This window comes from Streptomyces sp. CT34, from assembly GCF_000805335.1.
In the GTDB taxonomy this organism is placed as follows: Bacteria; Actinomycetota; Actinomycetes; order Streptomycetales; family Streptomycetaceae; genus Streptomyces.
Genome location: NZ_KN708638.1, coordinates 3,162,079 through 3,177,286, shown reverse-complemented (window position 1 = coordinate 3,177,286; position 15,208 = coordinate 3,162,079). Strand labels below are relative to the sequence as shown.

Annotated in this window: 9 protein-coding genes and 3 pseudogenes; 5 read left to right on the top strand and 7 right to left on the bottom strand. The window is 72.2% G+C overall.

The genetic code is table 11. The features are described 5' to 3' along the window. A pseudogene (locus RZ84_RS39730) lies at positions 1–250 on the bottom strand (hypothetical protein); the annotation flags it as partial. Positions 251–527: 277 nt separating this feature from the next. Between RZ84_RS39730 and RZ84_RS13860 the strand changes: the two are divergent. The 3 genes from RZ84_RS13860 to RZ84_RS13850 all read left to right on the top strand — a co-directional run bounded on the left by RZ84_RS13860 (position 528) and on the right by RZ84_RS13850 (position 7,181). Next, positions 528–1,034: a DUF6912 family protein gene (locus RZ84_RS13860; RefSeq protein ID WP_043264577.1), complete on the top strand. Its 507-nt coding sequence runs from the start codon at positions 528–530 to the stop codon at positions 1,032–1,034. 102 nt (positions 1,035–1,136) lie between these two features. Continuing rightward, positions 1,137–1,811, top strand: coding sequence for an HAD family hydrolase (locus RZ84_RS13855; RefSeq protein ID WP_043264576.1), 675 nt, complete (start codon positions 1,137–1,139; stop codon positions 1,809–1,811). 408 nt (positions 1,812–2,219) lie between these two features. After that, complete coding sequence (locus RZ84_RS13850; RefSeq protein WP_043264575.1) at positions 2,220–7,181, top strand: NAD-glutamate dehydrogenase; 4,962 nt, start codon at positions 2,220–2,222, stop codon at positions 7,179–7,181. A gap of 164 nt (positions 7,182–7,345) precedes the next feature. On the opposite strand, the gene RZ84_RS13845 is transcribed toward RZ84_RS13850, so the two are convergent. Together RZ84_RS13845 and RZ84_RS13840 are read right to left on the bottom strand one after the other, a co-directional pair. Continuing rightward, positions 7,346–8,146, bottom strand: a complete 801-nt coding sequence (locus tag RZ84_RS13845) for an ABC transporter ATP-binding protein (RefSeq protein ID WP_052230478.1) — start codon at positions 8,144–8,146, stop codon at positions 7,346–7,348. 4 nt (positions 8,147–8,150) lie between these two features. Continuing rightward, entirely contained in the window at positions 8,151–9,086 is a 936-nt protein-coding gene (locus tag RZ84_RS13840; protein ID WP_043264574.1) for an ABC transporter permease, read from the bottom strand. 137 nt (positions 9,087–9,223) lie between these two features. Here RZ84_RS13840 and RZ84_RS13835 point away from each other — a divergent pair, with 137 nt between their 5' ends. After that, positions 9,224–9,859, top strand: coding sequence for a TetR/AcrR family transcriptional regulator (locus RZ84_RS13835; protein WP_043264573.1), 636 nt, complete (start codon positions 9,224–9,226; stop codon positions 9,857–9,859). Between the two features lie 267 nt (positions 9,860–10,126). On the opposite strand, the gene RZ84_RS13830 is transcribed toward RZ84_RS13835, so the two are convergent. Beyond that, the gene (locus RZ84_RS13830; protein ID WP_043264572.1) at positions 10,127–10,774 is read right to left on the bottom strand and encodes a hypothetical protein; all 648 of its coding nucleotides are present in this window, start codon (positions 10,772–10,774) and stop codon (positions 10,127–10,129) included. A 38-nt stretch (positions 10,775–10,812) separates the two neighbouring features. On the opposite strand from RZ84_RS13830, the gene RZ84_RS13825 reads away from it, so the two are divergent. Next, a complete protein-coding gene (locus tag RZ84_RS13825) occupies positions 10,813–12,984 on the top strand; it encodes a PIG-L family deacetylase (RefSeq protein WP_052229931.1) in 2,172 nt (723 codons plus the stop codon). Positions 12,985–13,109: 125 nt separating this feature from the next. On the opposite strand, the pseudogene RZ84_RS13820 reads toward RZ84_RS13825, so the two are convergent. The 3 genes and pseudogenes from RZ84_RS13820 to RZ84_RS41065 form a co-directional block, all read right to left on the bottom strand. Next, positions 13,110–13,493: pseudogene (locus tag RZ84_RS13820) on the bottom strand (GtrA family protein); the annotation flags it as partial. After that, the gene (locus tag RZ84_RS13815; protein ID WP_043264570.1) at positions 13,493–14,482 is read right to left on the bottom strand and encodes a glycosyltransferase family 2 protein; all 990 of its coding nucleotides are present in this window, start codon (positions 14,480–14,482) and stop codon (positions 13,493–13,495) included. The pseudogene RZ84_RS13820 and the gene RZ84_RS13815, both read right to left, overlap by 1 nt. Positions 14,483–14,542: 60 nt before the next feature. Then, positions 14,543–15,208 (bottom strand): annotated as a pseudogene (locus tag RZ84_RS41065) (YfhO family protein); the annotation flags it as partial.

Genomic DNA, 15,208 nt, shown 5'->3' with positions numbered 1-15,208 from the left:
GGTGGGGGGTGCGGGTGGGCCCGCGGTTCCCGGCCGGTCCGGGGCCGCGGCCGGCGGGGCCCGAGGGGCGGCGGGTGCCGCGGCGGTGCGCGGGAGCGGTGCGCGGCGCGGGGGCCGCGTCCGCCGCACCGGTCGTTTCCCCCGTTCCCCGCGCCCCCGTCGTGCCCGCGGTGTCCGTCGTGCCCGTCGCGTCCGTCTCCCTCGCGCCCTTGGTGTCCGTCGTGCCGATGGTCCTGTTCGTGTCGCTCATGGGTGCCCCCTCGTGCCGGGATCGGATGGATTACCGGGCGGTAGTTTCGGTGCAGGATCTTCTCGGCGGGGTGCGGCGGCGGCAAGGCCGTCCGCGGGCGGGGAGAGCGTGCGAGGAGTTCACCCCTCCGTGTCAGTGGCCTTGGGAGCAGGGGGCGGGACGGGGGCGGCGGGGGCGTGCGGGGCGGCCGGCGCAGGGGACACGGGGGCGGCACGATGGGGGACTCGCCGCCGTATGCTGACGGGGCATTGTTCTGGATCTAGCGAGAGCGGCTGTTATGCGTGTCTACGTCCCCCTGACACTTTCCGGGCTCGCTGCGGCGCACGAGAGCGGTGAGCTGGGATCCGGCCCGCTGTGTGCGTACGCCGTCACGCCCGCGCTGCGGGAGTGGTACGTCTCCGACGACATCGAGGAGCTGGAGTACGCGGCGCTGAACCGCGCGGCGCAGGCCTCGCTGCGGCTGTTGGCCGGCCGTCCGGAGGCCGCGCGGCGGCGCGTGGTGGTGGCGGTGGACGTCGCCGAGGGCGCGGCGGTCGCGGATCCGGATCGGGGGCTGGACCAGTCGTCGCTGGGCGAGGTGCGGGTCGCCGGGCCGGTGCCGCTGTCGAAGGCGGCGGCGGTGCATGTGGACGCGGCGGACGCGGAGGCGGATGTGGCGGCGGCCGCGGCGGCGCTGGGGGCGGCGGACCTCGGCGACGACGACGCGCAGTTCACCGTGGACGGCGCGGAGGACCACGACCTGATGTGGTTCGGGGTGCAGGAGATCCCGCAGCTGATCGGCTGAGCGCTCGCGGCCGGCGGGGCGCCCCGCCCCGCCGCGTTGTCAGTGGCGGCGGGTACGGTTTTTCGCATGGCACACGCATGGGGGAAAGACCAGGGAAACGGCATGAGGAAGCCCGCGGCACACATCGTGTGGGACTGGAACGGCACGCTGTTCCACGACATCGACGCGGTGATCGCGGCGACCAACTCCGCCTTCGCGGAGATCGGCCTGGAGCCGATCACGCTGGAGCGGTATCGGGAGCTGTACTGCGTGCCGGTGCCGCGGTTCTACGAGCGGCTGATGGGGCGGCTGCCGACCGACGCCGAGTGGCTGGTGATGGACGAGGTCTTCCACCGCCACTACGCCGAGCACCGGGTGGGGTGCGGGCTCGCCGACGGCGCTGAGCTGCTGCTGGAGGGGTGGCAGGCGGCCGGGCGGAGCCAGTCGATCCTCAGCATGTTCGGGCACGACGAGCTGATACCCCTGGTGCGCGGTCTGGGGATCGCCTCGCGGTTCGTGCGGGTCGAGGGCCGGACGGGGCCGTCCGGCGGCTCGAAGAGCGCGCACATGGTGCGGCATCTGGCGGCGATGGACGGGGTGGATCCGGGGCGTACGGTGGTGATCGGGGACGCGGTGGACGATGCGGTGGCGGCCCGCGACGCGGGCGCGTACGCGGTGCTGTACACGGGCGGGTCGCACAGCCGGAGCAGTCTGGCGGCCGCCGGGGTGCCGGTGGTGGACAGCCTCGCCGAGGCGGTGCAGGTCGCGGGAGATCTCGCGGGGGAAACCTGCTCCTAGGCCCCGCCCCGTCGGGCAGCTCCTGCCGGCCGTCCCGTACGCATACTCCACACCGGCTACCCGTTGTCCAGAAGGTCTAAGTTAGGGCTGATGTTTTGTACGGACCCGGCGCATGACGGGACCCGTGCCGGGAGCGATAGCCTTGCACCGTGATCAGCGCGATAACCCGCGGGGGCGTCATGGCCCCCGCCGTGCGCCCGGGGCACCATCGTGACCGGGCGATCGCTGGTCGTTGCGGCCGTCAACACCTGTCGACATCGTCAAAAATCGTCGATTGCGGCACGGCCTTCTCATTTCGCGGCATAGCGTCGACGGCGACAGGACACCCCGCGTCGCGTCGGCGTTGTGCAGCTTCCATTGAGTTCTTCCACAACGTCACGCAACGGCGCGCGACAGGAGCCAGAGGACATGCAGACCAAGCTGGACGAAGCCAAGAACGAGCTGCTCGCGAGGGCCGCCCGGGTCAGTGAGAGCACCCCGGCCGGGGGAGCGTCCCCGGTACGCGGGCTCGACCCGGAGACCCTCACGGGATACCTCCAGCGCTACTACCTGCACACCGCCCCCGAGGACCTCACCTACCGCGACCCGGTAGACGTCTTCGGCGCCGCGCTCTCCCACTTCCGCCTGGCCGAAACCCGCCCCCAGGGAACGGCGAATGTGCGGGTGCACACCCCGACCGTCGAGGAGAACGGCTGGACGTGCAGCCACTCCGTCGTCGAGGTGGTCACCGACGACATGCCGTTCCTGGTCGACTCGGTCACCAACGAGCTCTCCCGGCAGGGGCGCGGCATCCATGTCGTGATCCACCCGCAGGTGATCGTCCGCCGCGACGTCACCGGCCAGCTGATCGAGATCCTGGACGCCAACGGTGACACCCGCGGCGGGAACGGGACCGGCAGGTCCGCCGAGCTGCCGCACGACGCGGTGACCGAGTCCTGGATCCACGTCGAGATCGACCGCGAGACCGACCGGGAGGACCTCAAGCAGATCACCGCCGATCTGCTGCGGGTGCTGTCCGACGTCCGGGAGGCCGTCGAGGACTGGGACAAGATGCGCGGCACCGCGCTGCGCCTCGCCGAGCAGCTGCCCGGTGAGCCGGTCGCCGACGACCTGCGGGACGACGAGATCGAGGAGGCCCGGGAGCTGCTGCGGTGGCTGTCCGACGACCACTTCACGTTCCTGGGGTACCGCGAGTACGAGCTCGCCTCCGCGCCCGGTGAGGGCGGCGTCGAGGAGGACGTCCTGACCGCCGTACCGGGCACCGGCCTGGGCATCCTGCGCTCCGACCCGCCGCACCGGGAGAGCGACGCCGGCCACCCCGTCTCGCCGTCCTTCAACCGGCTGCCGGCGGACGCCCGCGCCAAGGCCCGTGAGCACAAGCTGCTGATCCTGACCAAGGCCAACAGCCGCGCCACCGTCCACCGCCCCTCCTACCTCGACTACGTCGGCGTGAAGAAGTTCGACCAGGAGGGCAACGTCACCGGGGAACGGCGCTTCCTGGGCCTGTTCTCCTCGGCCGCGTACACCGAGTCGGTCCGCCGGGTGCCGGTCATCCGCCGCAAGGTCGCCGAGGTCCTGGAGCTGGCCGGCTTCAGCCCGAACAGCCACGACGGCCGCGACCTGCTCCAGATCCTGGAGACCTACCCGCGCGACGAGCTGTTCCAGACCCCGGTCGACCAGCTGCGCACCATCGCCACCAGCGTGCTCTACCTCCAGGAGCGCCGCAGGCTGCGGCTCTACCTCCGCCAGGACGAGTACGGCCGCTACTACTCCGCGCTGGTCTACCTCCCCCGGGACCGGTACACCACCGCCGTCCGGCTGCGGCTGATCGACATCCTCAAGGAGGAACTGGGCGGCACCAGCGTCGACTTCACCGCCTGGAACACCGAGTCGGTCCTGTCCCGGCTGCACTTCCTGATCCGGGTCAGGCCCGGCGCCGCGCTGCCCGACCTCACCGACGCCGACGTCGACCGCATCGAGGCGCGGCTGGTGGAGGCCGCCCGCTCCTGGGCCGACGGCTTCGCCGAGGCGCTGACCGCGGAGGTCGGCGAGGAGCGCGCCGCCGAGCTGCTGCGCCGCTACGGCCACGCCTTCCCCGAGGGCTACAAGGCCGACAACAACCCGCGCAGCGCGGTCGCCGACCTCCAGCACCTGGAGAAGCTCACCGAGGAGCCCGGCCGCGACTTCGCGGTCAGCCTCTACGAGCCGGTCAACGCCGGCCCCGGTGAGCGCCGCTTCAAGATCTACCGCCGGGGCGAGCCGGTCTCGCTGTCGAAGGTGCTGCCCGGCCTCAACCGCCTGGGCGTCGAGGTCGTCGACGAGCGCCCGCACGAGCTGCGCTGCGCCGACTCGACCATCGCCTGGGTCTACGACTTCGGGCTGCGGATGCCCGAGCACGTCTCCGGGGACGACGCCCGCGAGCGCTTCCAGGAGGCGTTCACGGCGGTGTGGACCGGCGCGGCCGAGAGCGACAACTTCAACCAGCTGGTGCTGCGCGCCGGCCTCAACTGGCGCCAGGCGATGGTGCTGCGGGCGTACGCCAAGTACCTGCGGCAGGCCGGCTCGACCTTCAGCCAGACGTACATGGAGGACACCCTCTCCAACAACGTCCACACCACCCGGCTGCTGGTCTCGCTCTTCGAGGCGCGGATGTCGCCGGAGCGGCAGAGCGCCGGCACCGAGCTGATCGACGGGGTGCTGGAGGAGCTGGAGGGCGCGCTCGACCAGGTCGCCTCCCTGGACGAGGACCGCATCCTGCGCTCCTTCCTGACCGTCATCAAGGCGACGCTGCGCACCAACCACTACCAGAAGGACGGCGCGGGCAGCCCGCGTCCGTACCTGTCCATGAAGCTGGACCCGCAGGCCATGCCGGACCTGCCGGCGCCGCGCCCGGCGTACGAGATCTGGGTGTACTCCCCCCGGGTCGAGGGCGTCCACCTGCGGTTCGGCAAGGTCGCGCGCGGCGGTCTGCGCTGGTCGGACCGCCGGGAGGACTTCCGCACGGAGATCCTCGGCCTGGTCAAGGCGCAGATGGTCAAGAACACCGTCATCGTGCCGGTCGGCGCGAAGGGCGGCTTCGTCGGCAAGCAGCTGCCGGACCCGGCACAGGACCGCGACGCGTGGCTGGCCGAGGGCATCGCCTGCTACAAGACCTTCATCTCGGGTCTGCTGGACATCACCGACAACCTGGTCGGCGGCGAGGTCGTCCCGCCGAAGGACGTGGTCCGGCACGACGAGGACGACACGTACCTGGTCGTCGCCGCCGACAAGGGCACCGCGACCTTCTCCGACATCGCCAACGAGGTCGCCGAGTCCTACGGCTTCTGGCTGGGCGACGCGTTCGCCTCCGGCGGCAGCGCCGGCTACGACCACAAGGGCATGGGCATCACCGCCCGCGGCGCCTGGGAGTCCGTCGAGCGGCACTTCCGCGAGCTGGGCCACGACACCCAGGCCGAGGACTTCACCGTCGTCGGCGTCGGCGACATGTCCGGTGACGTCTTCGGCAACGGCATGCTGCTCAGCGAGCACATCCGGCTGGTCGCCGCCTTCGACCACCGGCACATCTTCCTCGACCCGAAGCCGGACGCGGCGACCTCGTACGCCGAGCGCCGCCGGCTCTTCGAGCTGCCCCGCTCCTCGTGGGCGGACTACGACACCGGGCTGCTCTCCCAGGGCGGCGGCATCCACCCGCGCTCGGCCAAGTCCATCCCGATCAACGCCCAGGTGCGGGCCGCGCTCGGCATCGACTCCGGCGTGAAGAAGATGACGCCGGCCGACCTGATGCAGGCCATCCTCAAGGCGCCGGTCGACCTGCTGTGGAACGGCGGCATCGGCACGTACGTGAAGTCCACGGCCGAGACGCACGCCGACGTCGGCGACAAGTCCAACGACGCGATCCGGGTCAACGGCGAGGACCTGCGGGTCAAGGTCGTCGGCGAGGGCGGCAACCTCGGGCTGACCCAGCTGGGCCGGATCGAGTTCGCCGCGGCCGGCGGGAAGATCAACACCGACGCGATCGACAACAGCGCCGGCGTGGACACCAGCGACCACGAGGTCAACATCAAGATCCTGCTCAACTCCGTCGTCGCCGACGGCGACATGACGGTCAAGCAGCGCAACAAGCTGCTGGCGGAGATGACCGACGAGGTCGGCGCGCTGGTGCTGCGCAACAACTACGCGCAGAACACCGCGCTGGCGCTGGCCATCGCCCAGTCCTCCAGCATGCTCCACGCCCAGCAGCGCTTCCTGCGCCGCCTGGTGCGCGACGGCCATCTGGACCGGGCGCTGGAGTTCCTGCCCACCGACCGGCAGATCCGCGAGCGGCTGAGCGCCGGGCGCGGCCTGACCCAGCCGGAGACCGCGGTCCTGCTGGCGTACACCAAGATCACGGTCGCCGACGCGCTGATCCAGACGCCGCTGCCGGACGACCCCTACCTCCGGCGGCTGCTGCACGCGTACTTCCCGACGGCGCTGCGGGAGAACTTCACCGAGCAGGTCGACGGGCACGCGCTGCGCCGCGAGATCGTGACGACGGTGCTGGTCAACGACACCGTCAACTCCGGTGGTACGAGCTTCCTGCACCGGATGCGGGAGGAGACCGGCGCGTCCCTGGAAGAGGTCGTCCGGGCGCACACCGCGGCCCGTGCGATCTTCCGGCTCAACCAGGTCTGGGACGACGTCGAGGCGCTCGACAACGTCGTCGCCGCCGATGTGCAGACCCGGATCCGGCTGCACTCGCGCCGGCTGGTGGAGCGCGGCACCCGCTGGCTGCTCAACAACCGCCCGCAGCCGCTGGAGCTGTCCGGGACCATCGACTTCTTCGCTGAGCGGGTGGCCGAGGTCTGGGCGGAGCTGCCGAAGCTGATGCAGGGCGGCGACCTGGAGTGGTACCGCACGATCCTGGAGGAGCTGACCGACGCGGGCGTGCCCGAGCAGCTGGCCGTCCAGGTGTCCGGCTTCTCCTCGGTCTTCCCGGCGCTGGACATCGTCGCCATCGCGGACCGCACGGGCAAGGAGCCGCTGGCCGTCGCCGAGGTCTACTACGACCTGGGCGACCGGCTGCGGATCAACCAACTCCTCGACCGCATCCTGGAGTTGCCGCGCAACGACCGCTGGCAGTCGATGGCCCGCGCCTCGATCCGCGAGGACCTGTTCGCGGCGCACGCGGCGCTCACCGCCGACGTGCTGTCGGTGGGCGACGGCTCGGCCGCGCCGGGAGAGCGGTTCAAGGCGTGGGAGGACGCGAACGCGGCGATCCTGACCCGGGCGCGCGCCACGCTGGAGGAGATCCACGGGTCGGAGGGGTTCGACCTGGCGAACCTGTCCGTGGCGATGCGGACGATGCGCACGCTGCTGCGGACGCACAGCTGAGGCCGGCGGGGCGGCGCCTTGCGGCGCCTGCCTCCTGCCCTCAAGCGCCGGACGGGCTGGAAGGGCCCGTCCGGCGCTTGTGCGTTGGGGTGGGGGGAGTGGGCCCGTGCGGGCCGGGGTATCCCTTCGCTCGTCCTCGAACGCCGGACGGGTCGGACATGTGGCTACGCCCCCGTGAACTCCTCGTACGCCGCCAGGACTTCTTCGGTGGGGCCGTCCATCCGCAGGTCGCCCTTCTCCAGCCACAGGACCCGGTCGCAGGTGTCGCGGATGGAGTTGTTGTTGTGGCTGACCAGGAAGACCGTGCCGGCCTCCTCGCGCAGTTCCCGGATACGGGCCTCGGAGCGCTTCTGGAAGCTGCGGTCGCCGGTGGCCAGCGCCTCGTCGATCAGCAGCACGTCGTGGTCCTTGGCCGCCGCGATGGAGAACCGCAGCCGGGCCGCCATACCGGACGAATAGGTGCGCATCGGCAGCGAGATGAAGTCGCCCTTCTCGTTGATGCCGGAGAAGTCGACGATGCCGTCGTAGCGCTCGCGGACCTCCTCGCGGCTCATGCCCATCGCCAGCCCGCCGAGGATGACGTTCTTCTCGCCGGTCAGGTCGTTCATCAGGGCCGCGTTGACGCCGAGCAGCGAGGGCTGGCCGTGGGTGTAGACCTTGCCGCGCTCGGCGGGCAGCAGCCCGGCGATGGCCTGGAGCAGGGTCGACTTGCCGGAGCCGTTGGAGCCGATCAGGCCGATCGACTCGCCGCGGTGGGCGGTGAAGGAGATGCCCTTGACGGCGTGCACCTCGCGTACGCCGGTGGAGGGCTTGCGGCGGATGATGCGGTCGAGCGCCGCGGTGGCGCCGCCCTTGCCGGCGCCGGTGCCGTAGACGCGGTAGACGATGTGCAGGTCGTCCGCGATCACGGTCGGCACGCGGGGCTCGTCCGCCGCCGGCCCGATGCCGCTTCGGTGTTCCGTCATGAACTCAGCCACGTCCGTACCGCTCCTCGGCCTTCCAGAAGTACACGAAGCCGGCGACCCCGGCCAGCAGCGCCCAGCCGGCCGCGAACGCCCAGACGTGCGGCGGCAGTTGCTTGTGGGTGAAACTGTCGATCAGCGCGTACCGCATCAGGTCGATGTAGACCGCGGCCGGGTTGCCGTTCAGCAGCACCACCACGATCTGCGGCAGGTGCTTGCCCTTGATGATCAGGCTGATGCTGAACATCACGCCGGACGCGTACATCCAGGTCCGCAGGATGAAGGGCATCAGCTGCGCCAGGTCCGGGGTGCGCGCGCCGAGCCGCGCCATGATCATCGCGAGCCCGGTGTTGAAGACGAACTGGAGCGTCAGCGCCGGGAGCACCAGCAGCCAGGACCAAGTCGGCACCTGCCCGAAGCTCAGCAGGATGGCCACCAGTACGGCCATGGAGTACAGCAGTTGCTGGAGCTGCGCCAGGCAGGACGAGATCGGCAGGCAGGCGCGCGGGAAGTGCAGTGCGCGCACCAGGCCGAGGTTGCCGGAGATCGCCCGGGTCCCGGTCATCACCGAGTTCTGCAGGAAGGTGAAGACGAAGACGCCGGTGACCAGGTACGGGATGTAGTCCGGGACGCCCTTACGGGTGCCGATCAGCACACCGAAGATCAAGTAGTAGACGCCGGCGTTGAGCAGCGGGGTGATCACCTGCCACAGCTGGCCGAGCTTGGCGGTGGTGTACATCGCGGTGAGCTTGGCGGTGGCGAACGAGGTGATGAAGTGCCGCCGCTGCCACAGCTGGCGGGTGTACTCGGGCAGCGAGGGGCGGGCGCCGCTCACCGTGAGGCCATGGCGTTCGGCCAGGGCGCGCAGCTCCGGGTCGGGTGCGGTGCCGGAGCCAGAGGGCCGGGCGGGCGCCGGGGCCGAGGGAGCGAGGGTCTGGGGCATGAGGGGCCGCTTTCGCTTTCGTACGGGGACGTCAGAGTCCGTGCGACGACGGAACGGGTCCGTATCGTCGCGACGCCGAGACTAAAGGGGATCCACGTCGAAACGCAACCGTAGCGTCGTGCGGCTAGGATCAAGCCATGGCAAAAGACGGCACCGACAGTGAGAGACACACCGCGGCGCAGGCACGGCGCCGGGCCCCCGCCGGCGCCGCCGTGCTGCGGGAGGACAAGACCGCCGCGATCCGCGCCGCGGTCTTCGAGGAACTGGCCGCGGTCGGCTTCGCCCGGATGTCCATCGAGGGCATCGCCCGGCGGGCCGGCGTCGGCAAGACCGCCGTCTACCGGCGCTGGCGCTCCAAACTGCACCTGGTCCTGGACGTGGTCTCGGCGGTCGCCGCGGCCGGGCTGCCGGCCCCCGACACCGGGTCGCTGCGCGCCGATGTGCGGATGCTGCTGGAGGTCGCGGCCCGTGCGCTGCGGCACCCGATGGCCTCGCAGATCATCCCCGATCTGCTGGCCGAGGCGGCGCGCAGCCCGGAGATGGCCACCGCCCTGAAGACGGCCCTGCACGACAGCCAGGAGGGCGTCGCCGCGGCCGTGGTGGCGCGGGCGGTGGAGCGCGGTGAGCTGCCCGAGGACGTGGACACCCGGCTGGCGCTCGATCTGATGACCGGGCCGCTGTACTGGCGGCTGCTGGTGGTCCGCGACGAGGTCCCCGGCGGCTATCTCGACGCGCTGTCCGAATCGGTGGCGGTGGCGCTGGGCGCGAAGTAGCCGGCCGGCGGATCCTCGGATGCGCGGCGATACGGAGCTGCGGAGATACCGAGATATCGAGATACGGAGACACGGCGAGGGGCGGCCCGGAGGATTCCGGACCGCTCCTCGCCGCTGCCGTGTCCCAGTGGCTGCCAGGCCCAGTGGCTGCCAGGGCCTGTCGTCACACTCCCGCGTGCCTGCCGACGCCCTGCACGTACTCTCGCCGCACCGGACGCCGCCCGGCCCGCCCTTCGGGCGGACGACGGGAGTTTGACGACAGCACACCTAGCTCTTCTTCCAGAGCGTCAGCCTGGTCGCGTGGTTCGGCATCTCGCTCTCGTGGTTGGGGCTCATGCCGGTGATCTCCAGCATGGCCAGGTTCCCGTCCGTGGTCTGCGTGCACAGCACCGTGCCGACGTGGATCGTCTGCGCCTGGTCGAGCTCCTCGCGGCCCACCTTGTCCGGCAGCACGTCCGAGCGCGATCCGTCCAGGCACGCCTGCGCCGTACGGCCGGCCGCCCGGCCCATGGGGGTGTGGAACTCCAGGCCGATGCCGGCCACGCCGTTGTACGTGATCTCGTACGGCGACTCGTCGAGCTGGGCGCCGGGGACCGCCTTCGGGACGTCCAGGTCGATGTTGTCGTAGCCCGCCTGGGAGGGGGCGCGCAGGGCGAACGGGCGGTCCTTGAAGACGACCCGGTAGCCGGCGTTCCGCCAACTCGGCGCCGGACGGCGGGAATCCGGCCCGGGGCGGCGGGCCGGACCGCGGTGCCGCGGCGGCCGGCGGCCGTTCGGACCCCGGGGCGCCCGGCGGGGTGACGCGGCATTGCGCCGTACGGGCGCCCGGTGCCGCGTTCGGTACGGCGACGCGCGACCGATGACCTGTCGGACGAGCGGGATCGCCGGTGCCCGCAAATACTGAGCGTGTGCCACCGTCAGAACCGTCAGGACCACTGGTTTCCCGCCGCCGGATGCTCCAGGCCACCGGCGGCGCCGTTCTCGCGGCCACCGCGGGCGCCGGTGTCTGGGCCCGGCTCGCGCCCGCCGCGCCGCCCCGCCCGGCCGAGTCCGCCGGTGAGCGGGAGTCCACCGAGGAGCCGGACGACCAGATGTTCGTGCACGTCATCGCGCACCCCGACGACGGGCTGTTCTTCATGAACCCCAACCTGGAGCAGGCCATCCGCAGCGGGGCGCGCACCGTCACGGTCTGCCTCACCGGCGGCGAGTCCGACGGCCGCAACGCCGCCCGCGGCAGCAGCCTGCACGACCGGGTGCCCGCCGACCGAGCCGCCTTCGCCCGCGCCCGGGACAACGGGCTGCTGGCCGCGCACGCCCAGATGGCCACCGGCGACCGGGAGGGCCTGTGGGACGAGGAGGCGCTGACCCTGCTGCCCGGCTTCCAGGTCGAGTTGCAGACGCTGCGCGGCGCCCCGCAGCACCAGTTGATCTTCGTGGAACTGGTCGAGGCCCGGGCGGTGTACCAGCCGCGCGCCACCAGCCTGCGCGGCCTCTGGCTCGGGGTGGTCGACACGCTGCCCACGCTGCGCCCGGAGGGCAGCCCCGTGCAGCGCCGGTTCCGCTACACCCGCGACCAGGTCATCGACACCCTGGCGGCGGTGCTCGACCGGTACCGGCCCACCGTCGTACGCACCCTGGACCCCGACGCGGTGCACTCCCCCAAGCGCCCGCCGGCCGCCTCCGACCCGCGGCTGGTCGGGCCGCGCTACTACGACCACCAGGACCACACCGCCTCCGCCCACTTCACCCAGGCCGCACTGGCCCGCTACTGGGGGCGCCGCCACCCCGGCACGACCATCGTGGAGAGCTACCTCGGCTACGAGCTCGGCGCGCTGCCCCACGACCTCGCCCCCGCCCCCGCCCGCCGCAAGGCCGCGCTGCTGGACATCTACGGCTGGGCCGACCACCGGCCGTGCGCCGACCCGGCCGGCTGCGGCGACCGCAAGATGGGCGGCACGGCCCTGCACGGCAGTCCGCACAACTGGACCCGCGGCACCCGGCTGCGCGCGCCCGGCTCCAACGCCTGGGTGCGGCCCACCCGGGACGGCCGGCTGGCGGCGTTCGCGGTGCTGGGCGGGGCGGCGTACTGCTGGACGGAGAGCCGGCGGGGCAGCGGGCGGTTCGGCGCCCCGGTGCGGGTCGGCGGGGACATGCTGGAGGGGCAGATCCACGTGGTGCGCCACCCGGACGGCACCCTCCAACTGTTCGCCTCCCGCACGGTCCTGCCCGATGCCGGCACCGATCACCGGCGCGAGGTGGTCACCGCGGTGCAGCACGGCACCGGGCCCGACGGGGTGCCGGCGTTCGGGGACTGGGTGTCGCTGGGCTCCCCGGACCGCGACCCGGTGCGCTCGCTGGAGATCGGCTTCCCGGCGGCGGTGGCCACCCCGGACGGCACGGTGCACCTGTTCGTCCGGGCCTGGGACGGCGGCATCGGGTACCGCAGCGGGCCGCACGGCGGGCGGTGGTCGCCGTGGGACCGGCTGGAGGGGCCGGTCGGCACCCTCAAGGGGTCGCCGCAGATCGTCGACGGGATCGATGTCTGCGTGGACTCCGACGGGCTGGTGCACCTGGTCGCGCCCAGCGCCCGGACCGTGCAGCACTGGGTGTCCAAGGAGGCCGGGCGGATGCCGCGGCCGGGCGCCGCCACCGGGCTGCCGGAGGCCGGCGGTCCGGTCAGCGTCACCCCCCTGGACGACGGTGTGGTCCGGATCGCCTACCGGCAGTCGGAGACCGCGCGGGTGCTGCTCGCCGAGCGGCAGGGGGCGCTCGGCGGCTGGCGGGTGTCCGCGCAGTGCGCGCGGGTCGGCGGCTACGGGCGGGTGGCGCTGGCACCGGTCGGGCCCGGCGACCGGATGGTGCTGGCGGCCCGGGACGACGCCGGCGACGTACGGGTGGCGATGGCGCAGGCCGCGCCGAAGCCCTGGCAGCTCTGCAAGCTGGCGCACTCGGCGGCGGCCGGCGTGGCCCCGGACGCGGACGGGCGGGCCGTCCTGGTCGCGCTGGGCAACGACGGCAAGCTGTACGCGGCCCGGCAGCAGAAGGTCGGGCAGACCGCGCCGTTCCAGGGCTGGCGGGTTCAGGCCGGCTCGCTGGAGCGGACCGGCGGCGTCGCACCGGACTGATCCGCCCGGCCCGCCCGACCTGACGCACCGTCCTGGCCCGCCCGATCCACCCGATCCATCGGATCTGCCTGACCTGCCGCGTCCGCGGGAACCGCCGTACCGTCCGCCGCGCCCCGCCTGCGGGCCGGGGGCCGCAGGATCCGCCGGGAGACCACGAACGTGGCGGGGATGGCCAGCAGCGCCGCCACCAGCGGCGCCACCGTGCTGCTCATCCCCAGCCAGCTCACCAGCGCCACCAGGCCCGCGCTCTGCACCGCGTAGTTGGTGACCTGGGTCAGCGGGAAGAGCAGGAACTTCTTCCAGGTGGGGCGGGTGCGGTAGGTGAAGTAGGTGTTGAGGAAGAACGAGCCGACCAGGCTGAGGACGAAGGCCGCCGTGTACGCCGCGAAGTACGGCAACAGCCGGTGCAGCGGCAGGTAACAGCCGTAGAACGTCACGGTGTTGACGCCGCCGACCACCGTGAACCGCACCACCTGGCCCCACGGGACCGCCGTGGGCAGACCGCGCATCAGCCGGTCCGCGAGCCCGCGGCGGTGCCGGACGGCGTGGGCGCCTTGGCCGGTGCGGCGCTGGGCAGCGCGCCGTCGCTCTCCTTGACCAGGAAGTGCGGTCGTCGCTTGGTTTCGTAGTAGATCCGCCCGATGTACTCGCCGATCAGCCCGAGCATCACCATCTGGAGCCCGCCCAGGCCCACGATGATGGCGACCAGGGTGACGTAGCCGGGCGCGGTGACCCCGCCGACGACGGCCGCGCCGATGATCCAGAAGGTGTAGAGGGTGGCGAGCGACGCCAGGCTGAGCCCGGTGTAGATGGCGGCGCGCAGCGGGCGGCAGTTGAACGAGATCATCCCGTCGATGCCGTAGTTGATCAGCGAGCCGACCCGCCACTTCGTCTCGCCGGCCTTCCGGGCGGCGTTGCGGTAGTCGAAGGTGACGGTCTCGAAGCCGATCCACGAGAACAGCCCCTTGGAGAAGCGGTTGTACTCGGGCAGCGAGATCAGCGCGTCCACCGCCTTGCGCGACAGCAGCCGGAAGTCGCCCGCGCCGTCGACGAGTTCGACATCCACCCAGGTGTTGACGGCGCGGTAGTACAGCCGGCTCAGGGCGGTGCGCAGCCGCCGGTCGCCGTCCCGGCTGCGCTTGGCGATCACCTGGTCGTGGCCGAGCTGGTAGAGGTCGAGCATCTTCTCGATGAGCTCGGGCGGATGCTGGAGGTCGGCATCCATGATGATCACCGCGTCGCCGGTGGCCGCCTTGAGGCCGGCCAGCATCGCCGGCTCCTTGCCGAAGTTGCGGCTGAAGGAGAGGTAGCGGGTGGTGGCGCGGTGCTGGTGGGCCAGGGCGCGCAGCCGGGGGAGGGTCCCGTCGGCGCTGCCGTCGTCCACGTAGCACAGCTCGTAGTCCACCGCGAGGTCGCCGAGGACCGAGCGGAGCTGTTCGTCGAAACGGCCTATGACGGCTTCTTCGTTGTAGCAGGGGACGACGATGGAGAGCTTCATGGGCGGGCCTTTTCGCCGGGGACCAGGGGACGGTCGGTGGCCGTCCCCTGGGAGTTCATTCTACGAATCTGGCGAAATGTCATGAATCGGGCGAATTAGTGGTATAGGGCGTCGGCGTGCCCGGCGGGCGGCCCCGGCGGCCACCGCGGCGAGCACCAGCACCCCCGCTCCACTCGCCGCCAGCCCCGATTTCAGGCCCTGCGGGAGGTATGAGCACGACAGCCGGGAGGCCTCCCGGCCGAGCGGGACGGCCAGCAGTCCGTCGTAGGACCGGGGGGCCCGGACGGGCCCGCCGTCCACCGAACAGCCCCATCCGGCCACAGCGGGCAGCGCGAGCACGGCGGTGCCGGCGGTGCCGCGACCGTCCCGGGGCAGCACGGCGGCCAGCGTGTGCCCGCCGGCGGTGAGCGAGACGGGGCCCCGCGCGGCCCGCACGGCCGCCGCCAGCCGGTCCGGCGCGACGCAGCCGAGCGCGTGCTCCGGGACGTACTGCCGGCCCTGCCCGGTGAACCGCAGGGACACCGTGCCGCCGGCCGGCACCGTGCCCAGCGGCCGTACCGGGTTCGCCGTCACGTCCGGCCGTCCGACGCCCTTGGTGGTCACGCCCAGCCCGCTGACGTCCCCGGTGAACCAGGGCGCGTACCAGACGGCGGTGCTGCCCGGGGCGCACCGCGCGGTGAAGACGGTCCCGGCGCTCTCCGGGCCCGTCACGTGGTCGGGCATCGC